General features: G+C 70.2%; 17 protein-coding genes. 9 read left to right on the top strand and 8 right to left on the bottom strand.

Annotated elements, in window-relative coordinates:
* The first annotated feature begins 87 nt into the window (after positions 1-87).
* Both ACIBU0_RS14950 and ACIBU0_RS14945 read left to right on the top strand, forming a co-directional pair.
* On the top strand, positions 88-1,152 hold the full coding sequence (locus tag ACIBU0_RS14950; protein WP_398817193.1) for an endonuclease/exonuclease/phosphatase family protein: 1,065 nt from the start codon (positions 88-90) through the stop codon (positions 1,150-1,152).
* A gap of 107 nt (positions 1,153-1,259) precedes the next feature.
* Positions 1,260-2,483 carry an MFS transporter gene (locus ACIBU0_RS14945; protein ID WP_398817190.1) on the top strand — a complete coding sequence of 408 codons (1,224 nt, stop codon included), beginning with the start codon at positions 1,260-1,262 and terminating at the stop codon, positions 2,481-2,483.
* Between the two features lie 253 nt (positions 2,484-2,736).
* Here the strand turns inward: ACIBU0_RS14945 and ACIBU0_RS14940 are convergent, their stop codons facing one another.
* The 3 genes from ACIBU0_RS14940 to ACIBU0_RS14930 form a co-directional block, all read right to left on the bottom strand.
* Positions 2,737-4,677, bottom strand: a complete 1,941-nt coding sequence (locus tag ACIBU0_RS14940; RefSeq protein ID WP_398817187.1) for a protease pro-enzyme activation domain-containing protein — start codon at positions 4,675-4,677, stop codon at positions 2,737-2,739.
* A gap of 148 nt (positions 4,678-4,825) precedes the next feature.
* Positions 4,826-5,449, bottom strand: a complete 624-nt coding sequence (locus tag ACIBU0_RS14935) for a DUF305 domain-containing protein (protein WP_398817185.1) — start codon at positions 5,447-5,449, stop codon at positions 4,826-4,828.
* Positions 5,446-6,111: a DUF3105 domain-containing protein gene (locus tag ACIBU0_RS14930; RefSeq protein WP_398817182.1), complete on the bottom strand. Its 666-nt coding sequence runs from the start codon at positions 6,109-6,111 to the stop codon at positions 5,446-5,448. The genes ACIBU0_RS14935 and ACIBU0_RS14930 overlap by 4 nt, the downstream gene beginning before the upstream one ends.
* A 133-nt stretch (positions 6,112-6,244) precedes the next feature.
* Here ACIBU0_RS14930 and ACIBU0_RS14925 point away from each other — a divergent pair, with 133 nt between their 5' ends.
* Entirely contained in the window at positions 6,245-6,679 is a 435-nt protein-coding gene (locus tag ACIBU0_RS14925) for an RrF2 family transcriptional regulator (RefSeq protein ID WP_398818274.1), read from the top strand.
* A 9-nt stretch (positions 6,680-6,688) separates the two neighbouring features.
* Here the strand turns inward: ACIBU0_RS14925 and ACIBU0_RS14920 are convergent, their stop codons facing one another.
* The gene (locus ACIBU0_RS14920) at positions 6,689-7,882 is read right to left on the bottom strand and encodes a globin domain-containing protein (protein WP_398817179.1); all 1,194 of its coding nucleotides are present in this window, start codon (positions 7,880-7,882) and stop codon (positions 6,689-6,691) included.
* 350 nt (positions 7,883-8,232) lie between these two features.
* Between ACIBU0_RS14920 and glnA the strand changes: the two genes are divergently transcribed.
* The gene (gene glnA, locus ACIBU0_RS14915; protein ID WP_398817176.1) at positions 8,233-9,594 is read left to right on the top strand and encodes a type I glutamate--ammonia ligase; all 1,362 of its coding nucleotides are present in this window, start codon (positions 8,233-8,235) and stop codon (positions 9,592-9,594) included.
* A 61-nt stretch (positions 9,595-9,655) separates the two neighbouring features.
* Here the strand turns inward: glnA and ACIBU0_RS14910 are convergent, their stop codons facing one another.
* Both ACIBU0_RS14910 and ACIBU0_RS14905 read right to left on the bottom strand, forming a co-directional pair.
* A complete protein-coding gene (locus tag ACIBU0_RS14910) occupies positions 9,656-10,195 on the bottom strand; it encodes an ATP-binding protein (RefSeq protein WP_398817173.1) in 540 nt (179 codons plus the stop codon).
* A 73-nt stretch (positions 10,196-10,268) separates the two neighbouring features.
* Entirely contained in the window at positions 10,269-10,709 is a 441-nt protein-coding gene (locus ACIBU0_RS14905) for a VOC family protein (RefSeq protein WP_398817170.1), read from the bottom strand.
* Between the two features lie 425 nt (positions 10,710-11,134).
* Between ACIBU0_RS14905 and ACIBU0_RS14900 the strand changes: the two genes are divergently transcribed.
* A complete protein-coding gene (locus tag ACIBU0_RS14900; RefSeq protein ID WP_398817167.1) occupies positions 11,135-14,134 on the top strand; it encodes a bifunctional [glutamine synthetase] adenylyltransferase/[glutamine synthetase]-adenylyl-L-tyrosine phosphorylase in 3,000 nt (999 codons plus the stop codon).
* A 65-nt stretch (positions 14,135-14,199) separates the two neighbouring features.
* Here the strand turns inward: ACIBU0_RS14900 and ACIBU0_RS14895 are convergent, their stop codons facing one another.
* Complete coding sequence (locus tag ACIBU0_RS14895) at positions 14,200-15,177, bottom strand: phosphatase PAP2 family protein (RefSeq protein WP_398817164.1); 978 nt, start codon at positions 15,175-15,177, stop codon at positions 14,200-14,202.
* Between the two features lie 142 nt (positions 15,178-15,319).
* Positions 15,320-16,354: a LacI family DNA-binding transcriptional regulator gene (locus tag ACIBU0_RS14890; protein ID WP_398817161.1), complete on the bottom strand. Its 1,035-nt coding sequence runs from the start codon at positions 16,352-16,354 to the stop codon at positions 15,320-15,322.
* A 381-nt stretch (positions 16,355-16,735) separates the two neighbouring features.
* On the opposite strand from ACIBU0_RS14890, the gene ACIBU0_RS14885 reads away from it, so the two are divergent.
* From ACIBU0_RS14885 to ACIBU0_RS14870, 4 genes are all read left to right on the top strand, one after another.
* Complete coding sequence (locus ACIBU0_RS14885) at positions 16,736-18,007, top strand: extracellular solute-binding protein (protein WP_398817158.1); 1,272 nt, start codon at positions 16,736-16,738, stop codon at positions 18,005-18,007.
* 111 nt (positions 18,008-18,118) lie between these two features.
* A complete protein-coding gene (locus ACIBU0_RS14880; protein ID WP_398817155.1) occupies positions 18,119-19,123 on the top strand; it encodes a carbohydrate ABC transporter permease in 1,005 nt (334 codons plus the stop codon).
* Between the two features lie 13 nt (positions 19,124-19,136).
* Complete coding sequence (locus ACIBU0_RS14875) at positions 19,137-20,045, top strand: sugar ABC transporter permease (protein ID WP_398817152.1); 909 nt, start codon at positions 19,137-19,139, stop codon at positions 20,043-20,045.
* A gap of 191 nt (positions 20,046-20,236) precedes the next feature.
* Positions 20,237-21,928: a glycoside hydrolase family 13 protein gene (locus tag ACIBU0_RS14870; RefSeq protein ID WP_398818271.1), complete on the top strand. Its 1,692-nt coding sequence runs from the start codon at positions 20,237-20,239 to the stop codon at positions 21,926-21,928.
* Positions 21,929-22,075 lie beyond the last annotated feature (147 nt).

Raw genomic sequence — 22,075 nt, 5'->3', positions numbered from 1 at the left:
GACGGCAGGAACGGAGCCGATCATCCCCTAGGGTTTCTTTGGGCGCGGGGGGACGACGGAGTGCACGGCAGGTAGTGAGGCGACGGTATGGCGCAGCAGGCGTACGTGACGGAGACGGACGACGGAGGCTCGGGGCCCGAGCGCCGGGAATCCGGGCTTCGGCGCCTGACGGAACGCCTGAAGAACAACCGCCTGGTCGCGGGCTGGCGCGGCGACCCGCGCATCTGGCGGCGCGGCATCGTGCTGGCCGGCCTGGCGGTGGTCCTCGCCCTGGTGATGCTGCTGCACGCGCAGATCCCGAACCGGATCGGCAACCTCGGCAGTCTCACCGAGACGTTCCTGCCGTGGCTCGGCCTGTTCGTCCCGCTGCTGCTCCTGCTGGCCCTCGTGCGCAGGTCCGCGACCGCCCTCATCGCCGTGCTGCTCCCGGCGATCGTGTGGCTGAACCTCTTCGGCGGCCTCCTCGTCGACCGCACCGGCCCCGGCGGCGACCTCACGGTGGCCACCCACAACGTCAACGCCGACAACACCGACCCCTCCGGAACCGCCAAGGACGTGGCCGCGTCCGGCGCGGACGTGCTCGCCCTGGAGGAGCTGACGGCCGCGGCGGTGCCGACGTACGAGAAGGCGCTGGCGTCGACGTACAAGTACCACTCGGTGCAGGGCACCGTCGGGCTGTGGAGCAAGTACCCGCTGAGCGGGGTCGAGCCCGTCGACATCAAGCTGGGCTGGATCCGCGCGATGCGGGCCGTGGTGACCACGCCGTCCGGGCAGGTCGCGGTGTACGTCGCCCACCTGCCGTCGGTGCGGGTGAAGATGGAGGCCGGGTTCACCGCCCGCCAGCGCGACAAGAGCGCCAACGCGCTGGGCGAGGCCATCGCCGACGAGCCCGTGCAGAAGGTGGTCCTGCTGGGCGACCTGAACGGCACGATGAACGACCGCGCGCTCAACGCCGTCACCGCCCAGATGCGCTCCACGCAGGGCGCCTCGGGCAGCGGGTTCGGGTTCAGCTGGCCGGCCTCGTTCCCGATGGCGCGGATCGACCAGATCATGGTGCGGGGCGTCGAGCCGGAGAGCTCCTGGACGCTGCCGGAGACGGGCAGCGACCACCTCCCGGTGGCTGCTCGTGTGAAGGTCGACACGTCCTCGTAACCAGGGGGAATACGGGGGCGGCGAGCATTTGTTCCGGGACTGAACATAAGCTTTGGTCCGGAACACCCTCTCTCGCCCGCTCTCCCTCGAAAGGCACGGCTTCTTTCATGCCCCTGGCCCTGCTCGCCCTGGCCGTCGGCGCCTTCGGCATAGGTACCACCGAGTTCGTGATGATGGGCCTGCTGCCCGACGTCGCGGACGACCTGCACACCTCCATCCCCACCGCCGGACACCTGGTCTCGGCGTACGCGCTCGGCGTCGTCATCGGCGCCCCGCTGCTCGCGGCGGCGACCGCGCGGATGCCGCGCCGCAGGGTCCTGATCGCGCTGATGGCGCTGTTCGTCGCGGGCAACGCGGCGTCGGCCCTCGCGCCGGACCACTCCTGGCTGCTCGTGGCCCGCTTCGTGAGCGGTCTGCCGCACGGCGCCTTCTTCGGTGTCGGCGCGGTCGTCGCCACGACCATGGTCGCGCCGGAGCGCAAGGCCCGGTCGGTGTCCCTGATGTTCCTCGGGCTGACCGTCGCGAACATCGCGGGGGTGCCGGTCGCCACGCTCATGGGGCAGCACCTGGGATGGCGGGCGACCTTCCTGGGCGTCAGCGCGATCGGCCTGGCCGCCATCGCCTCGCTCGCGCTGCTGATCCCGCACGACCGGGTGCCGGCGCCGTCCGCCGGGCTGCGCGGGGAGCTGGCCGCGCTGAAGTCCCTGCCGGTGTGGCTCGCCCTCGGCACGACGGTCGCGGGCTTCGGCGCGCTCTTCGCCGCGTACAGCTACATCACGCCGATGCTGACCGACTCCGCCGGGTACGCCGACGCCAGTGTGACGCTGCTGCTGGCGCTGTTCGGGGTGGGCGCGACGGTGGGGAACCTGCTGGGCGGGCGGCTGGCCGACCACTCGATGCGCAGGACCCTGTTCGGGGGCCTGTTGTCGCTGGCCGCGGTGCTGGCCCTGTTCCCGCTCCTGATGGCCACGGCGTGGAGCGCGGCCCTCGCGGTGATGCTGCTCGGGATGGCCGCGTTCGTCACCGGCTCCCCGCTCAACCTGATGGTGATGGAGAAGGCGTCGTCGGCCCCGTCCCTGGCCTCCTCCGCCAACCAGGCGGCCTTCAACCTCGCCAACGCCGGCGGCGCCTGGATCGGCGGCCTGGCCCTCGCCGCCGGCTTCGGCGCGACCTCCCCCGCCCTGGCCGGAGCGGCGCTGGCCGTACTCGGACTGGGCGTCGCGGGCGCGGCGTACGCGGTGGACCGGCGCCGGGTCACCGCACCACGGGCCGGGCGGGAGCGGGTGGTCGCCGGGCATGTTCCGCAACAGGCGGAGACGGTCCGGTCCTGAGTCCGTCACCGGGTCCGCGATCTTGTGCGGCAGCTTCAGGACACCCGGCGCGGACCAGGGGTCGTCGAGAAGGGACATCAGCCGGGGACGCGAGCCGTGTCGGGGCGCCTCGCGCCCCTCGTCCGGGCCGCGGAGCGGCAGGGCCTCGACCACCGCGCACAACGGCTCCCGCCGCCCTTCCCGCCCGCCGGGGACGAACGGGGGCGCCCGGTGATCACCGGGCGCCCCCCATGCGTTTCTTTCCGGGCTGTTCTCAGCGGCGGTACGACTCCACGTAACCGTTCGCGGGTGTCCCCACGCCCGTCACGTCGTCGTAGCCCTTCACGGCCTTCAGCGAGCTGTCCTTGCCGAGGCTGCGCACGGACGTGGTCAGGCCGCCGGTGGCGTCGTAGCCGTTGACGAAGTCCACGCGTGCGACCGCGAGCCCGGAGCCCGTCGGGTTGTCCGTGACGTCGTGGTATGCCTTCGAGCCGTAGCGCGCGTAGATCGCCGGGTTGGCGAAGCCGAGCGGCTTGCCGCCGCGCGCCTCCTGCGCCAGCGCCTGGACGGCCGCGATCACCGGCGCGGCGAGCGAGGTGCCGCCGATGCGGTACTCGTCGTACGCCTGCGTCTTTGCGTCCGGCAGGGTCTGCGTCTGGCCCACCAGGAACCCGGTGTTCGGGTCGGCGATCGCCGCGATGTCCGGCACGACGCGGTTGCCGTCGGCGCTGTTGGCCTTGGCCAGCGCGTCCGGCACGACGCCCTTCTGCCAGTACGGCTCGGCGACGGTCCTGCTGGTGCCGCCGCCCGCGCCCGAGGTGAAGGCGCCGGGGAAGTCCGTCCAGCTCTTGCCGTCGGCCGACAGCACCGCCTTCTGCGTGCCCCAGCCGGTCTCCCACAGGTACGAGTCGCCCTTGCCGACCGCCAGCGAGGTGCCGCCGACCGCCGTCACCCACGCCGAGTCGGCCGGGGTGTCGACCTGCTTGGTACCGGTGTTGGCGACCTCGTCGCCGTCGTCGCCGGAGGAGAAGTAGAAGCCGATGCCCTCGACCGCGCCGAACTGGAAGACCTGGTCGTAGGCGGCCGCGAGGTCCGGCGTCTGGTGGGCCTCGATGTCGCCCCAGGAGTTGGAGACGATGTCGGCGAGGTGGTTGTCGACGATCTTGCTGAGCGAGTCGAGGAGGTCCTCGTCGTAGCAGGAGGCGGCGCCGACGTACGTGACCTGCGCGCCGGGCGCGACCGCGTGCACGGCCTCGACGTCGAGGGTCTCCTCGCCGTACCAGCCGGCCGCGCCGCAGTCCTTGGTGTGGACGTACTGCTTGGGCAGGACCTGGCGCAGCTGACCCGTGGTCCAGGCCGCGTCGCCGTGCTTCTTCGCGTAGGTGGCCGCGTCGAAGGCGATGGTCGGCGAGGCGTACGCGTCGGTGATGGCGACGCGCACCCCCTTGCCCGTGCGCGTGCCCGCCCCGTAGGCGGCGCGCAGCTGCTTGCCGGTGTAGCCCTTCACGGCGTACGGGATCTTCGTGCCGTACGCGTCCGGCAGCGTGCTCGCCACGTTCGAGCCGTAGTACGACGAGAACGGACCGGAGTTGCGGAACACGGTCTCCGGCGGCGGCAGCTGGTCCTGATGGGTCGCCTTGTGCGGCGCGTTGTCCAGACCCGTGACGGTCAGGACGGCGTGCTTCAAGCCCTCCGGCACCGATGCCGGTGTCGTGGGCGCGCGGTAGGTCCGGGCGTCCTTGGCGTAGTTGTGCAGCTGGGTGCCGAACGCCTTCTCCGCGGCGGCCACATCGCCGGTGACGGCGACATAGTGCTGCGCGACGTCCGTGACCTTCAGGCCCGCCGACGTCAACCAGTCCTTGACGGCGGCGACTTGGGCCTTCGTCGCGCCGAAGCGGGCCTGCGTCTGCCGGGCGGTGAGGTACTTGCCGTACGACGCCGAAGCCGGGTCGGACACGGCCTTGGCATACGCGGCGAGACCGGTCGCGTCCCGTCCCGCGAGGTAGACGCGGACGGAGACCGGGGCGCTGTCGGCGGTCGCGCCCCGGTCGGCCTTGGCCGTGGCCCACGCGGGCTTGGTCCCCGCGAGCGTGCCCCGGTCCGCGTGGTCGGCGGCGTGCGCCGCGGGTATGCCGAGCGCCAGCGCGCCGGTGAGCAGCGGCAGTGTCGCTGCCAGGCTGACTCCGGCGCGCAGGGTGGCGCGGTTGGATCTCATGAAACCCCCTGTGCGGTTCGTCGCGAGTGGATCACTCGACAGTCGTCACTCTTGCGATGAACCGTTCATGTCAGGGGAATGCGAGTACCAAGAAGCCCTCAATTAACCTAATGACAAGGCCATTTGCGGATCGACGGAGGAGTGGGGATCACGGTCGCGGCTTCGCGCCCCGCTCCTGAAGCATGTCCTTCATCAGGTCGATCTCCGACTGCTGCCCCTCGACCATGCCCTGCGCGAGCTTCTTCTCCACGTCGACCGTGCACTTGTCGGCACAGCCCTCGGCCATGTGGATGCCGCCCTTGTGATGGTCCGTCATCAACTGCAGATAGAAGACCTCCGCCTGCTTGCCGCTGAGGCCCTCCAGCTTCTTCATCTCCGCGTTGGTCGCCATCCCCGGCATCAGCGCGCCGTCCCCTGCGGAGGGCATGTCGCCCATGCCCATCCAGGTCATCGGCGCGTCCGACGACACCTTCGGCAGCTGCCACAGATCCAGCCAGCCCAGCAGCATGCCGCGCTGGTTGGCCTGCGTCTGGGCGATGTCGTACGCGAGCCGGCGCACCTCCTCGTCCTTCGTGCGGTCGCGCACGATGTACGACATCTCCACGGCCTGCTGATGGTGCACCGCCATGTCGCGCGCGAACCCGGCGTCCGCCGAGTCGGCGCTCGGAGTCCGCTCGGCGCCCCCGTCCTCGGCGACGGCGTAAGTGATCGCGCCGGCCGCGACGAGCACGGCCGCCGCGGTACCGGCAATCCAACCGACGTGCTGCCTCACTCCGACAGACCACCCGTGCACGCCGCGCCCGGCTCGGGCGTCTGCTTGCCCTGGACGTACGTCTCGAAGAACTTGTCGACGTTCGGGTCGCTCGCGCTCGTCACCGTGCGCTGGTGCCCCCACGCGCTGAGCATGATCGGGTCCTTCTGCTTGTCGTCCGGGCTCATCAGCGTGTACGGCGTCTTCTTGACCTTCTCCGCCAGCGCGGCGACATCGGCCTTGGAGGCCTTGCTGGTGTACGTCACCCACACCGCGCCGTGCTCCAGGGAGTGCACGGCGTTCTCGTTGCGGAGTTCCTTGGTGTAGACGTCGCCGTTGCAGTTCATCCAGGCCCGGTTGTGGTTGCCGCCGACCGGCGGTTCCACCGGGTACTTCACGCTCGTCTCGACGTGGGTGCGGGCCAGGGTGCCCTTCCAGGTGTTCACGCCGTCCTTGCCGGCGACGAACTTGCCGGTGGTCTTCGAGTCGGACTGCGCCGAGTCCTTCTTGTCGGACTGCGACTGGATGAGGACGACACCGCCGACGACGAGACCGGCGACGACCACCACGCTGGCCGCGACGGTGAGGATGCGGTTGCGGCGCTCACGGGCACGCTCGGCACGCCGCATCTCCTCTATCCGCGCCTTGCGATCCGCGCTGCTCTTGTTCTTGGCGGAGCCCATGAGGTGTGCCCTTCTGAGGGGGGTGGGACATTCGGGTCCGCTGATCGTAATGGGGGAGATGCGGCCGGCTGTAGGGAGGCCGCGAACCGCCTGATATTTGGAACCCCGGATGCGCATTATCTACGCTGCCTCCATGCGGCTGCTGCGCTCCACCGACCTGGCCCTGCGGCTCCTCATGCGGCTCGCCGTCCTGGGCGACGCCACGCCGACGACCCGCGAGGTCGCGGCGGACATGGAGGTGCCCTACACGCACGCCGCCAAGGTCGTCGCCGAGCTGCAGCACATGGGCCTCGTCGACGCCCGCCGGGGCCGCGGCGGCGGGCTCTGGCTCAGCGACAAGGGCCGTACCGCGTCGGTCGGCGCGATCGTGCGCGCCTTCGAGGGGGACGGCGACGTCGTCGAGTGCGAGGGCGACAGCCCCTGCCCGCTCAACTCCGCATGCCGGCTGCGGGGCGCGCTGCGGCGGGCCCAGGAGGCCTTCTACGCCTCACTGGACCCGCTGACGGTGACCGACGTGACCGCGGACCCGACCGGTCCGCTGCTGCTCCAGATCGGCCGTGCGCCTTGAGGCCGGGTTCTAGCCCTCCTGCGCCAGCCAGAGGTCCGGCCCGAAGACCTCGTAGTGGACGTCGGCCGGTGCCACGCCCTTCGCGATGAGCTGCGCGCGTACCGCCCGCATGAAGGGCAGCGGACCGCACAGGTACGCGCGCGTGCCCTTCGCCACGTCGATGTCGGTGAGGTCGACCAGGCCGGTGCGGTGGGACTCCTCGGCGTCGTCGGCGTCCGTCTCGTACCAGAAGTGGACGGAGGCGTCCGCGAGCTTCCCGGCGTACGCCTCGTGGTCGTCGCGCAGGGCGTGCCCGGCGGGGGAGCGGTCGCCGTGCACGACGGTCACCGGGCCCTGGTGCCCGGCGTCCGCGAGCTCACCCAGCATGGCGACCACCGGGGTCACGCCGATGCCGGCGGAGGCGAGGAGCAGCGGGGCGTCGGTGCCGGCGAGCACGAGATCGCCGTACGGCGCCGACAGGCGCAGCCGGTCGCCGACCCGCACGCGCGCGTGGAGGTGGTTCGAGACCTCGCCGTCGGGTGCGGACCCGCCGTGCACGCGCTTGACGCTGATCTGACGGATCGGCGAGCCGGGCGCGGCCGACAGGCTGTACTGGCGTATCTGCCGGGCCCCGTCCGCCAGCTCCACCTGGACGGAGACGTACTGCCCGGCCCGGAAGGCGGGCGCCGGGCGGCCGCCTTCCGGGCGCAGGCGGAAGGTGGCGACGTCTGCCGTCTCCTCGACGCGCTCGACGACCTCCCACTCCTGCCACTCGCTCCCGCCGCGCTCCTCGTACAGCCGCTTCTCGATCGCGATGAGCGCGTTCGCCATCAGCCAGTAGACCTCGTCCCAGGCTGCCGCGACCTCGGGCGTGACGGCCTCGCCCAGCACGTCGGCGATGGCGGCGAAGAGGTGCTGGTGGACGATCTTGTACTGCTCCGCCGTGACGCCCAGGGAGGCGTGCTTGTGGGCGATACGGCTCAGCATCGCGTCGGGCCGCTCCTCGGGGTGGTCCAGGAGGTACGTCGCGAAGGCGGCGATCGATCCCGCCAGGGCCTGCCGCTGGGTGCCGGCCGCCTGGTTGCCGCGGTTGAACAGGTCGCGCAGCAGCTCGGGGTGGGCGGCGAACAACCCGGCGTAGAAGCGCTCGGTGATCTCGGCGAGGGATGCACCGACCGCAGGGAGGGTGGCACGGACGGTGACGGCGGACTGCTCGGACAGCATCGGGTCTCCTCAGGCTCGAAGGGGCGGCGAGGGTGACCGCCCGCCATCATTAAAACTTGCATCCAAGATGCAAATTAAAGCGGGGTGGGTCTTACGGGGCCGGGCATTACGGATGTCGGTCCGAGCAGGCAAGATGGGCGGCAGAGCAGTTCACCCGGCGCCGCAGCGGTGCACCGGACGCCACGGCAGGACACCTGCCGTATGCCGGGCGTTCGGCCCGGGGTCGCTTCGGCGATCAAGGTGCGCAACGCGCCTGAAACGGTGTTGTGGTGGGATGCTCATGTGCCCGACCGCCTCTCCCGCGGTACCGGAGACAGGCGGCCTGACCAGCAAGGATGGGGAAGCGGAAGATGGACAAGCAGCAGGAGTTCGTGCTCCGGACCTTGGAGGAGCGCGACATCCGGTTCGTACGGCTGTGGTTCACGGACGTGCTGGGCTTCCTCAAGTCCGTGGCCGTGGCGCCTGCCGAGCTGGAGCAGGCCTTCGACGAGGGCATCGGCTTCGACGGCTCGGCGATCGAGGGCTTCGCCCGCGTCTACGAGTCCGACATGATCGCCAAGCCGGACCCGTCGACCTTCCAGATCCTGCCCTGGCGCGCCGAGGCCCCCGGCACCGCCCGCATGTTCTGCGACATCCTCATGCCGGACGGCTCGCCGTCCTTCGCGGACCCTCGCTACGTGCTCAAGCGCGCCCTGGCCCGCGCCTCCGACCTCGGCTTCACCTTCTACACCCACCCCGAGATCGAGTTCTTCCTGCTGAAGGACAAGCCGGTCGACGGCACGGTGCCGACCCCCGCCGACAACTCCGGCTACTTCGACCACACCCCGCAGAACATCGGCATGGACTTCCGCCGCCAGGCGATCACCATGCTGGAGTCGATGGGCATCTCGGTCGAGTTCTCCCACCACGAGGGCGCGCCCGGCCAGCAGGAGATCGACCTGCGCTACGCCGACGCGCTGTCCACGGCGGACAACATCATGACGTTCCGCCTGGTCATGAAGCAGGTGGCGCTGGAGCAGGGGGTCCAGGCGACCTTCATGCCGAAGCCGTTCTCCGAGCACCCGGGCTCCGGTATGCACACCCACCTGTCGCTGTTCGAGGGCGACAGGAACGCCTTCTACGAGTCGGGCGCCGAGTACCAGCTCTCCAAGGTCGGCCGCTCCTTCATCGCGGGCCTGCTGAAGCACGCCGCGGAGATCGCCGCCGTCACCAACCAGTGGGTGAACTCCTACAAGCGCATCTGGGGCGGCTCCGAGCGCACCGCGGGCGCCGGCGGCGAGGCCCCCTCGTACATCTGCTGGGGCCACAACAACCGCTCGGCCCTGGTCCGCGTCCCGATGTACAAGCCCGGCAAGACGGGCTCCGCACGGGTCGAGGTCCGCTCACTGGACTCCGGCGCGAACCCCTACCTGGCGTACGCGATGCTGCTGGCCGCCGGCCTCAAGGGCATCGAGGAGGGCTACGAGCTTCCGCCCGGCGCCGAGGACGACGTCTGGGCCCTCTCCGACGCCGAGCGCCGTGCGATGGGCATCGAACCGCTGCCGCAGAACCTGGGCGAGGCGCTGACGCTGATGGAGCGCAGCGACCTTGTCGCCGAGACGCTCGGCGAGCACGTCTTCGACTTCTTCCTCCGGAACAAGCGGGCGGAGTGGCACGAGTACCGCTCCGAGGTGACCGCGTTCGAGCTGCGGAAGAACCTGCCGGTGCTGTAAGGGCAGGTCGGAGCGGGTTCTGGAGCGGGTTTCCCGCTGATTCGGCGGACGGGGCCGACGGTCACGGACCGTCGGCCCCGTCGCGTCCGACGGACTCCGCGATGCGCCGGGCGGCCTGGGCCGGTGTGAGGTGTGTGGTGTCGACGACCTCGGCCTCGTCGTGCAGCCAGGTGCGGGCCGCCTCGGCATAGGGCTCCAGGTATTCGAGGCGGAACGGGGAGGGGCCGAGGACCGTGTCCCCCTCGATGCGCCCGCGGAGGGTGTCCTGGTCGGCGTGGAGGACGAAGTGCCGTACGGGAATGGCATGGCGGGCGAGGCCCGCGCTGATCTCGCGCCAGTACTGCTCGACCAGGACAGTCATCGGAATCACCAGAGTGCCGCCGGTGTAGTCGAGTACGTGCCGGGCGGTCTCGACGACGAGCGGCCGCCACGGCGGCCAGTGCTGGAAGTTGCCTGTCCAGGGCAGTCCGGGCTTGATGTCCATGAGCGTCTCGCCGACCTTCTCGGCGTCGAACACCCGTGAATCCGGGATCAGTTGCTGCACCAGCGGACTGGTCGTCGTCTTGCCGGCGCCGTGGGTGCCGTTGATCCATACGATCATGGGCCGATGCTAGCGCCGGGCTTGCCCGCGGCGGGGCCGTACGACGACACGGCCCCGCGCCCCTCCGGGTCGGCTACTGGTCCGCCAGTTTTGACAGCACCTCGTGCAACGGCTCCGTCGCCCTGCGGCGGTACTCCTGGATCGACCAGCCGTTGCCGTCCGGGTCGGTGAAGTACATGAACGTGGCCCCGTCGTCCGGGGCGTACTGGACCGGCTCGGAGACGTCCAGGCCGCGTTCGCGCAGTTCCGCGTGGGCCGCCTTGATGTCGGCGACGCAGAGCTGGAGGCCCTGGTAGGAGCCGGGAGCCGGACGGGGGCCCTTCGCCATCTCCCAGATGCTGTCGCCGAGCGCGATCGAGCAGCCCGAGCCGGGAGGCGTGAGCTGGACGATGCGCATGCCCGGCATGACCTCCTGGTCGATGTCGACATGGAAGCCGACCTTGTCCCGGTAGAAGTCGCGGGCCCGGTCGATGTCGCTCACGGGCAGCGGGATCACTTCGAGCGTGAAGTCCATCGCTAGTCCTCCAAGGGGAATCGCCAACGGGTCTGGCTGAACGGCTCCCCCTTACCGAAGCGGAAAACGATGCTCTGCGCCACGTGAAGGGCAGGTTCCGCCACTTTCCCGAGGCACCGGCGTCGGCGCGGGCCCTGCCGGGGGCCTGCGGGCCCCAGACCCCCGCTTCGGCCCTGAAGGGGCCTCGTCCTCAAACGCCGGACGGGCTGAAATGCCGTGACCGGCGTCGAGGAGTGACGGCCCCCAGGTTGATTGATGCGGACCGGAGCCGAGAGGCGGGCTTGCCACGCGGGGACGGGACGCAGGTGCTACGCGCACCCCCACCCACCCCGCAGGAGTCTCCGCCCCACCCCCGGAGGGTTAGGCTCGATCACGTACGACCTTGATCGGGCGCGTACGACCCCTGATCGGACGGGAGGCCCAGCATGACGGTGCCGGGGCGCAGGAGCAGTACCTTCTCGCGGCTGCTGCGGCACGGGTTCACCGACCCCTCGGCCGCCGAGCGACTGCTGGAGAGTGCCGAACTGGCGCCGATCAGGAACGACCCCGTGCTGCTGGAGGCCCTCGGCGCCACCGCCGACCCGGACCTGGCCCTGCACGGTCTCGTACGACTCGTCGAAGCACAGCCCGACCCCGGCGCCCGGCGGCAGCTGCTGGACACGGTCATAGCGGCCAAGCCCCTGCGCGACCGGCTGCTCGGAGTGCTCGGCGCCTCCTCCGCGCTCGCCGACCACCTCGCCAAGCACGCCGGCGACTGGCAGGCGCTGGTCATGTACGAGCCGAGCGATCTGCACCCCGGCGTGGAGGAGTTCGAGATCGGGCTCGCGCCGGCCACCGACCCCGTGACCCTGCGCGTCGCCTACCGGCGCTGCCTGCTGTCCATCGCCGCCCGTGACGTGTGCGGCACCACCGACGTGGCCCAGACCGCCGCCGAGCTCGCCGACCTCGCCACCGCCACCCTGCGCGCCGCCCTCGCCATCGCCCGCACCGCCGCGCCCGATGACGCCGCGCTGTGCCGGCTCGCGGTGATCGCGATGGGCAAGTGCGGGGGCCATGAGCTGAACTACGTCTCCGACGTCGATGTCATCTTCGTCGGGGAGGCGGTGGACGGTGCCGACGAGGGCAAGGCCCTGCGGTCGGCGACCAAGCTCGCCTCGCACATGATGCGGATCTGCTCCGAGACGACCGTCGAGGGATCGATCTGGCCGGTCGACGCCAATCTGCGGCCCGAAGGCCGCAACGGCCCCCTGGTGCGCACGCTCAGCAGCCACCTCGCCTACTACCAGCGCTGGGCCAAGACCTGGGAGTTCCAGGCGCTGCTCAAGGCACGCCCGGTGGCGGGCGACATCGAACTGGGCGAGGAGTACGTCGCCGCGGTGGAGCCCCTGGTCTGGAAGGCCGCCGAGCGGGAGAACTTCGTCGCCGACGTGCAGAAGATGCGGCGCCGGGTCGTGGAGAACATCCCCGTCGCCGAGCTCGACCGGCAGCTCAAGCTGGGGCCGGGTGGTCTGCGGGACGTCGAATTCGCCGTGCAGCTGCTGCAGTTGGTGCACGGCAGGGACGACGCGTCCCTGCGCAGCGGTACGACCCTGGACGCGCTGCAGGCGCTCGCCGCGGGCGGCTACGTCGGGCGCGCCGACGCCGCGCAACTCGACGACGCCTACCGCTTCCTGCGTTCCATGGAGCACCGCATCCAGCTCTACCGGCTGCGGCGGACCCACCTGGTGCCCGAGGACGAGGCCGACCTGCGGCGCATCGGCCGTTCGCTCGGCCTGCGCGTCGACCCGGTCGCCGAGCTGAACCGCGAGTGGAAACGGCACGCGAGTGTCGTACGGCGGCTGCACGAGAAGCTCTTCTACCGGCCACTGCTCGACGCGGTCGCCCAACTCGCCCCGGGCGAGGCCCGGTTGAGCGCCGGGGCGGCACGCGAGCGGCTGGTCGCGCTCGGGTACGCCGACCCGGCCTCCGCGCTCAGACATCTGGAGGCGCTGGCCTCCGGCGTCAGCCGCAAGGCGGCGATCCAGCGCACGCTGCTGCCGGTGCTTCTGGGCTGGTTCGCGGACTCCGCCGATCCGGACGCGGGCCTGCTGAACTTCCGCAAGGTGTCGGACGCGCTCGGCAGAACCCCTTGGTATCTGCGGCTGCTGCGGGACGAGGGCGCCGCGGCGGAGAACCTCGCGCGGGTGCTGTCGGCCGGCCGTCTCGCCCCCGACCTGCTGATGCGGGCGCCGGAGGCGGTGGCGCTGCTCGGGGACGGCGACGGCGGCACCGGGCTGGAGCCGCGCTCGCGCGCCCATCTGGAGCAGGAGATCCTCGCCGCGGTGGGACGCGCCGACGGCGCCGTGCAGGCGGTGACGGCGGCACGTGGTGTGCGGCGCCGGGAGCTGTTCCGTACGGCGGCCGCCGACATCGTCGACTCCTACGGCACCGAGACGAAGCCGGCCGAGGCCGATCAGGGAGCGCTGGTCGATCGCGTCGGCGCGGCGGTGTCGGATCTGACGGCGGCCACACTGGCGGGGACGCTGCGTGCGGTGGTGCGGGACGGCTGGGGGGACACCCTGCCGACCCGGTTCGCGATCATCGGCATGGGGCGCTTCGGCGGGCACGAGCTGGGTTACGGCAGCGACGCGGACGTCGTGTTCGTGCACGAGCCGCGGGACGGTGTCGACGAACACGAGGCCGCGGCGGCCGCGAACCGGGTGGTCGAGGAGATGCGGCGGCTGCTGCAGATCCCGAGCGCGGATCCGCCTCTGCTGATCGACGCCGATCTGCGGCCCGAGGGCAAGTCGGGCCCGCTCGTGCGGACGCTGAACTCGTACGCGGCGTACTACCGCCGGTGGTCGCTGGTCTGGGAGTCGCAGGCGTTGCTGCGGGCCGAGCCGGTCGCCGGCGACGAGGACCTGGCGCGTCGCTTCGTCGATCTGATCGATCCGCTGCGGTATCCCGCCCAGGGGCCCGGTGAGGACGCGGTGCGGGAGATCCGCCGGCTGAAGGCCCGTATGGAATCCGAACGGCTCCCGCGCGGCTCCGACCCCAAGCTGCACACCAAACTAGGACCCGGTGGTCTCTCCGACGTCGAGTGGACGGTTCAGCTGCTCCAGCTCCAGCACGGCTGGGCCGAGCCGGGGCTGCGGACGACTCGGACGCGGGATGCCCTGGCCGCGGCGTGTGCGGCCGGGCTGATTCCGGCCGAGGAGGCGGCGATCCTGGACGAGGCGTGGGTGCTGGCGACACGGGTGCGCAACGCGGTGATGCTGGTGCGGGGGCGGGCCGGCGACACGTTCCCGTCGGACGCCCGGGAGCTGGCGGCGGTGGGGCGGTACCTGGGGTACGAGCCGGGGCACGTCGGGGACATGCTCGATGCGTATCGGCGTACCGCGCGTCGGGCTCGGGGCGTGGTGGAGGAGCTGTTCTACGGGGGGTGAGGCTGCGGCTTGGGGGCGGATGCCTGCGGCGGCCGGTGCGGGTTCGGTGGGGGTGCGCGTAGCGCCTATGCGTGGGTCGTGGGCCGGGGCCGCGCCGGGGAGTGTCCGTCCTCGGTCGGGCGGTTGCTGTCCTTCAAGCGGCGCTGTTCCTTGACGCCCGCCGCTGCGGGCGGACACCCCACGGCACGTCCCCTTGCCGCCGTGGGCGGGTGCGGGTTCGTGCGGCCCACTCGCTTGGGAAGGGCGTACGGGAGCGCTCCGTACCACAGGCGGGCCACCGTGTAGCCGAAGGCCAGGCACATGAGGCCGCCCACCGCGTCCAGCCAGAAGTGGTTGGCCGTGGCGACGATCACGATCAGGGTGGCCGTGGGGTAGAGCAGGCCCAGGATGCGGGCCCAGGGGGCCCGGGTCAGGGCGAAGACCGTCAGGCCGCTCCAGACCGACCAGCCGATGTGCATCGACGGCATCGCGGCGTACTGGTTCGACATGTTCTTCAGGTCGCCCGAGGCCATCGAACCCCAGGTGTCGTGGACCAGCACCGTGTCGATGAAGCCGGTGTGGGTCATCAGCCGTGGGGGAGCGAGCGGATACAGGTAGTAACCGACCAGAGCCACGCCGGTGGTGGCGAACAGGACCAGGCGGGTCGCCGCGTAGCGGCCGGGGTGGCTGCGGTAGAGCCAGACCAGGACGGCCAGGGTGACGATGAAGTGCAGCGTCGCGTAGTAGTAGTTCATGCCGACGATGAGCCAGGTCACCGAGTTCACGGCGTGGTTGATCGACTCCTCGACGGCGATGCCGAGGTGCCCCTCCAGCTTCCAGAGCCAGTCGGCGTTGCGCAGGGCCTCGGACCGCTGTTCCGGCACCGCGTTGCGGATCAGTGAGTACGTCCAGTAACTCACCGCGATCAACAGGATCTCGAACCAGAGCCGGGGGCGGCGCGGGGTGCGCAGGCGGTGCAGGATGCCCCGCCGGGTCTCGGCCGTGACAGGGTGCGGAACGGCCGCTTCCCGGCCTTCCAGTGTCGTCACGGTCGTGTCACCCATAGGCACAGAGTCTGCCAGATAAGCCTTCCCCGACCGATCATCCCTCGGGTGGGCCAAGGACGCATGTTCTACGGCCGGCGTACGGTCCCATTCTCCTACCGACGCAGGGCAGGAAGCGAGGAATCTCCCCCTCGGGGACGAGTCAGGCGTGGTTCCTGTTCCCGGGCGCCGAAGCCGTCGAACCGCGCACCACCAGTTCCGGCATGAACACGAACTCGCTGTGGGGCGCCGGAGTCCCGCCGATCTCCTCCAGCAGCGTGCGCACCGCGGCCTGGCCCATCGCAGGCACCGGCTTGCGGACCGTGGTGAGAGGCGGGTCGGTGAAGGCGATCAGGGGGGAGTCGTCGAAGCCCACGACCGAGATGTCCGTCGGAACCTCCAGGCCGTGCTGGCGGGCCGCCCGTATCGCGCCCAGCGCCATCATGTCGCTCGCGCAGACGACCGCGGTGCAGTCGCGGTCGATGAGGGCCGTGGCGGCCGCCTGGCCGCCCTCCAGCGTGTACAGGGAGTGCTGGACGAGTTCGTTCTCGATGACGTCCGCCGGCAGGTTCAGCTGGTCCTGCATCGCGCGGACGAAGCCCTCGATCTTGCGCTGGACCGGGACGAAGCGCTTGGGGCCCAGCGCCAGGCCGATCCGGGTGTGACCCAGGGACGCGAGGTGGGTGACCGCCAGGGTCATGGCCGCGCGGTCGTCGGGGGAGATGAACGGTGCCTGGACCTTGGGGGAGAAGCCGTCGACCAGGACGAAGGGGACGCCCTGGGCCCGCAGCCGTTCGTAGCGCTGCATGTCGGCGGTGGTGTCCGCGTGCAGACCGGAGACGTAGATGATGCCGGCCACTCCGCGGTCGACGAGCATCTCCGTGAGCTCGTCCTCCGTCGAGCCGCCCGGGGTCTGGGTGGCCAGCACCGGCGTGTAGCCCTGCCGGGTCAGTGCCTGGCCGATGACCTGGGCCAGGGCCGGGAATATCGGGTTCTCCAGCTCCGGGGTGATCAGGCCCACCAGGCCCTCGCTGCGCTGCCGCAGCCGCACCGGGCGCTCATAGCCGAGCACGTCGAGTGCGGCCAGCACGGACTGGCGAGTGGTGGCGGCGACGCCCGGCTTCCCGTTGAGGACGCGGCTGACGGTCGCTTCGCTCACCCCCGCCTGAGCAGCGATGTCGGCAAGCCGTGTGGTCACGCCACTGGACTGTACCGGCCGGATCTCGCCTTGCACACCAATCGGACGCCGCGGGCGGCCCGTTGACCGGCCGGGTGCGGGCTGCTGCCTCATCGCGCTCCCTCGTGAAAGTGATGGCAAGAGCTTGCAGAGTCTTGCACAGCCACCCCCTGCACCGCTCCACCGCTGGAAAGAAGCGTCTCACGGCGGTCGCCGCACGGTCACGCCCGGATAACTTCCGAGACTCCTTGCACTTTTTTTCTGCAAGGTCTTTCGCAAGGATTGCATCGCTGTTACGTTCACGTCGCCCGGCCGCCGCAACGGCGCAGTCGGCAAGACAGCAGGGTCAGGCAGACGGGGCCGACCCTGCACCACACGGGCTTTCACCCTCAAGGAGATCTCATGCGGCGTGGCATAGCGGCCAGCGCGCTGGTGGCGTCCCTCGCCCTCGCGGCGACGGCCTGCGGCGGCGGGGACGACAGTGGCAGCGACTCGAGCGGTCCGGTGACCATCACCTGGTGGGACACCTCCAACGCCACCAATGAGGCGCCGACGTACAAGGCTCTGATCAAGGAGTTCGAGGCCGCCAACAAGGACATCAAGGTCAAGTACGTCAACGTCCAGTTCGACCAGGCGCAGAACAAGTTCGACACCGCCGCCGGCTCCAAGGGCGCCCCGGACGTGCTGCGCTCCGAGGTCGGCTGGACCCCCGCCTTCGCCAAGAAGAGCTACCTGCTCCCGCTCGACGGCACCGAGGCCCTCGCGGACCAGGCCAAGTTCAAGCCGAACCTGATCGAGCAGGCCAAGTACGAGGGCAAGACGTACGGTGTGCCGTTCGTCACCGACACCCTCGCACTCGTCTACAACAAGTCCCTGTTCGAGAAGGCCGGCGTCGAGGCGCCCAAGACCTGGGACGACCTGAAGAAGGCCGCCGCCACCATCAAGTCCAAGACCGGCGTCGACGGCTACTGGGGCTCCACCCAGGCCTACTACGCCCAGTCGTTCCTCTACGGCGAGGGCACCGACACCGTCGACGCCGGCGCCAAGAAGATCACGGTCAACTCGGCCGCCGCGAAGAAGGCGTACGGCACCTGGCTGAGCCTCTTCGACGGCAAGGGCCTGCACAAGGCCGACACCACCGCCGACGCCTACGCCCACATCCAGGACGCCTTCGTCAACGGCAAGGTCGCCGCGATCGTCCAGGGCCCCTGGGAGATCACGAACTTCTACAAGGGCTCGGCCTTCAAGGACAAGGCCAACCTCGGCATCGCCACCGTCCCGGCCGGCTCCACCGGCAAGGCGGGCGCCCCGACCGGCGGCCACAACCTGTCGGTCTACGCCGGCTCGGACGCCGCGCACCAGAAGGCCGCGCTGAAGTTCGTCAACTTCATGACCTCCGCGAAGTCCCAGTCGACCATCGCGCTGAAGAACTCCACGCTGCCGACCCGTGACGACGCCTACACCGCCGAGGTCAAGGCCGACCCGGGCATCGCCGGCTACCAGGGTGTTCTCGCCGCCGCCCAGCCGCGCCCGGCGCTGCCCGAGTACAGCTCCCTGTGGGGCCCGCTGGACACCGAGCTGCCCAAGATCGCCGGTGGCAAGGAGTCCCTGGACAAGGGTCTGAGCAACGCTGAGACCGCCATCGCCAAGCTGGTTCCGGACTTCAGCAAGTAAGCCCCGAGAGGCCGCCGGATCCCCCGACGCATGGGGGGAGGGATCCGGCGGCCATCGGCCTGCGAGCCGTATACCCCCTGATCTACAGGACTTCGAGAAGGTTGTCGAACCATGACAGTCGCCATCGACCGCGCGACCGGCAAGCGCCGCGGTGACCGCGGGCCACGCCCCGGGCTGGGGCAGCGCCTGCGGCACGGATACCAGAAGCACTGGTACGCGTACGCGATGATCGCCCCGGTGGCGATCGTGCTCGGCGTCCTCGTGCTGTACCCCCTGGTGTACGGCCTCTACCTCACGCTCACCGACGCCAACAGCCTCAACACGGCCCGCACGATCGGCGTCAACCACATCGACGCCACGTACAAGTTCATCGGGCTCGACAACTACGCCGACATCCTGTGGGGCGACACGGCGTACGACCGCTTCTGGTCGCACTTCATCTGGACGATCGTCTGGACGGCCGCCTGCGTCGCCCTGCACTACGGCATCGGTCTGGGCCTTGCGCTGCTGCTCAACCAGAAGCTGCGCGGGCGCACCTTCTACCGGCTGATCCTGGTTCTGCCGTGGGCCGTGCCCACCTTCGTCACCGTCTTCGGCTGGCGGTTCATGCTCGCGGACGGCGGTGTCATCAACTCCTTCCTGGACACGCTCCATCTGCCGACGCCGCTGTGGCTGGAGGACACCTTCTGGCAGCGGTTCGCCGCGATCATGGTCAACACCTGGTGCGGTGTGCCGTTCATGATGGTCTCGCTGCTCGGCGGACTGCAGTCCATCGACTCCGCGCTGTACGAGGCCGCCGAGATGGACGGCGCGAACGCCTGGCAGCGGTTCCGGCACGTCACCCTGCCGGGCCTGCGGTCCGTCAGCTCCACCGTCGTCCTGCTCGGCATCATCTGGACCTTCAACCAGTTCGCGATCATCTTCCTGCTGTTCGGCAACACCGCCCCCGACGCGCAGATCCTGGTCACCTGGGCGTACTACCTCGGCTTCGGACAGCAGCCGCGCGACTTCGCGCAGTCGGCTGCCTACGGCATCCTGCTGCTGGCCATCCTGATCGTCTTCACCTCCTTCTACCGCCGCTGGCTGAACCGCAATGAGCAGCAGCTCGCGATCTGAGGCAGGAGTCCCCATGAGTACGACCACTGTTGAGACCCCGGTGAACAAGCAGGACTCCATGACCACAGCCACCTCGCGCAGGACCCGCCGACGCGGTGAGCGCAGCCTCGCTGCGTCCCTCACCTCCCATGGCGTGCTGATCGTCGCGAGTGTGATCGCTCTGTTCCCGATCGCCTGGCTGGTCTTCCTGTCCCTCGGCCCGGACAAGGACGACTACCTCCACCCGGGCGGCATCTGGGACAAGATGACGTTCGACAACTACGCGTTCGTCCTGCAGCACACCGGCTTCTTCGACTGGCTGAAGAGCTCGCTGATCGTCTCCCTCGGCACCACCGTCGTCGGCGTCTTCGCGGCCGCCACCACCGGCTACGCGGTCTCCCGCATGCGGTTCCCCGGCTACAAGAAGCTGATGTGGGTGCTCCTGGTCACCCAGATGTTCCCGATCGCCGTCCTCATCGTGCCGATGTACCAGATCCTCTCGGAACTGCAGCTCATCGACAGCTACCTCGGCCTTGTCCTCGTCTACTGCGCGACCGCGGTGCCCTACAGCGCGTGGCTGCTCAAGGGCTATTTCGACACGATTCCGTTCGAGATCGACGAGGCGGGGCGCGTCGACGGGCTGACCCCCTTCGGCACGTTCTTCCGGCTGATCCTGCCGCTCGCCAAGCCGGGTCTGGCGGTTGCCGCGTTCTACAACTTCATCACCGCCTTCGGTGAGGTCGCCTTCGCCACCACGTTCATGCTCGACGACGAGAAGTACACGCTCGCCGTCGGTCTGCAGAGCTTCATCAGCGAGCACGACGCGCAGCGCAATCTGATGACCGCCGCCGCGGTACTGATCGCGATACCCGTGTCGCTGTTCTTCTACCTCGTACAGAAGAACCTGGTCACCGGCCTCACCGCGGGCGGCACCAAGGGCTGAGGGCCCCTTCGCACAACAGACTCCCGCGCCTTGCCGCGCGGGTGGCGGCCGCGGTGCCCATCCGACCCCGCTGTCACCGCGGCCGCCTCACATCCGTGCGCCCGAGATCCCCGGACTTCCGTAAAACGCCGAAAACCTGCACGTCGCACCATTAATCCGTGACCCGACTTTCGTTACGCATCAAGGACGCCATGAGCCAGCACTCCGCCGACCCGGCCCCGACCCCCACCTCCGCATCGGCCGTCGCCACCGTCGCGGGGCGCCGTGACTGGTGGCGGGACGCGGTGATCTACCAGGTGTATCCGCGCAGCTTCGCCGACAGCAACGGCGACGGCATGGGCGACCTGGAAGGCGTACGCTCCCGCCTCCCGTACCTCCGCGACCTCGGCGTGGACGCCGTGTGGCTCAGCCCCTTCTACGCCTCCCCGCAGGCCGACGCCGGCTACGACGTCGCCGACTACCGGGCCGTCGACCCTATGTTCGGCAACCTGCTCGACGCGGACGCGCTGATCCGCGACGCCCACGAGCTCGGCCTGCGGATCATCGTCGACCTGGTCCCGAACCACTCCTCCGACCAGCACGAGTGGTTCAAGCGGGCGGTGGCCGAGGGCCCCGGCTCCCCGCTGCGCGACCGCTACCACTTCCGCACCGGCAAGGGGAAGAAGGGCGAACTCCCGCCCAACGACTGGGAGTCCATCTTCGGCGGCCCGGCGTGGACCCGGGTCACCGAGCCGGACGGTACCCCCGGCGAGTGGTACCTCCACCTCTTCGCCCCCGAGCAGCCGGACTTCAACTGGGAGCACCCGGCGGTGGGCGACGAGTTCCGCTCGATCCTGCGCTTCTGGCTCGACATGGGTGTCGACGGCTTCCGCATCGACGTCGCCCACGGCCTGGTGAAGGCGGAAGGGCTCCCCGACCTCGGGTCCCACGACCAGCTCAAACTGCTGGGCAACGATGTCATGCCGTTCTTCGACCAGGACGGCGTGCACGCCATCTACCGGCAGTGGCGGCACATCCTGGACGAGTACGCGGGCGAGCGCATCTTCGTCGCCGAGGCCTGGACCCCGACCGTCGAGCGCACCGCGAACTACGTCCGCCCCGACGAACTGCACCAGGCCTTCAACTTCCAGTACCTGTCGACGGACTGGGAGGCGGAGGAGCTGCGCAAGGTCGTCGACCGCACGCTGGAGGCCATGCGGCCCGTAGGCGCCCCCGCCACCTGGGTCCTGTCCAACCACGACGTGACCCGCCACGCCACCCGCTTCGCCAACCCGCCCGGCCTCGGCACCCAGATCCGCACGGCCGGCGACCGCGAACTGGGCCTGCGCCGAGCTCGCGCGGCGACCCTGCTGATGCTGGCCCTGCCCGGCTCGGCGTACATCTACCAGGGCGAGGAGCTCGGCCTCCCGGACGTCGTCGACCTGCCCGACGAGGTGCGCCAGGACCCGGCGTACTTCCGCGGTGCCGGTCAGGACGGCTTCCGTGACGGCTGCCGGGTGCCGATCCCGTGGACGCGCACGGGATCGTCGTACGGCTTCGGCGCGGGCGGCAGCTGGCTGCCGCAGCCCGTGGGCTGGGGCGAGCTGAGCGTCGAGGCCCAGAGCGGCGACCCCGACTCCACCCTGGAGCTCTACCGCGCCGCCCTCGCGGCCCGCCGCGAACACCCCGACCTCGGTGCCGGCGACGCGGTGGAGTGGCTGCGCGCACCCGAGGGCGTCCTCGCCTTCCGGCGCGGGGAGTTCGTGTGCGTCGCCAACACCGGCGGCGAGTCCGTGACCCTCCCGGCGTACGGCCGCGTCCTGCTCACCAGCGGCGAGATCACCGAGGCGGACGGCGAGACGAAGGTCCCGTCGGACACGACGGTGTGGTGGACGACGGCCTGACGGCCTGACGATGACAAAGGGCCCGCTTCGGCGGGCCCTTTGTCATGGGCGGCTCCGTCAGGAAGCGTCGTCAAGATTGCGGGTGAAAGAACTTGCTATGTGTTTCAACTCTCTTGCTGTAAACCTTTCGTGGCGGTACGGTCACGC

The organism is Streptomyces sp. NPDC049627, assembly GCF_044465645.1.
Classification (GTDB): domain Bacteria; phylum Actinomycetota; class Actinomycetes; order Streptomycetales; family Streptomycetaceae; genus Streptomyces.
The sequence above is the reverse complement of the archived record's forward strand: the minus strand, read 5'-3'. Positions and strand labels throughout refer to the sequence as shown.